Raw genomic sequence first — 299 nt, 5'->3', positions numbered from 1 at the left:
ATCTTGGAGAAAAATTGATATTATCATCATAGATCACAAAGACGGTAAGCGCCTCATTCCGGATCTTTCCAATTTTTAGCTGATTGTCCCGGGAACGAAATGCCTGGATCAAATCTTCCCCTCCCAGACCTCTTAACTGGATCTTTTCGGAAGGATTGAGCTCTGTAGTATCTTCCTCATCCAGATTAAGTAGCACCGTTGTCTTTACTCCCTTATCTACCAAAAATGAAAGTTGCAAATCATTTAACTCCACCGGAACTATAATAAGATTGTTCACCAGGTCAAACTTTATTTTGGTG

1 protein-coding gene is annotated in these 299 nt (G+C 39.8%); it reads right to left on the bottom strand.

The features are described from left to right. Window positions 1-299, bottom strand: a 299-nt coding sequence (locus HC175_RS22860) for an aspartyl protease family protein (protein WP_209310228.1), incomplete at both ends; no start/stop codon positions are given.

This window comes from Salinimicrobium oceani, assembly GCF_012037645.1.
The sequence above is the reverse complement of the archived record's forward strand: the minus strand, read 5'-3'. Positions and strand labels throughout refer to the sequence as shown.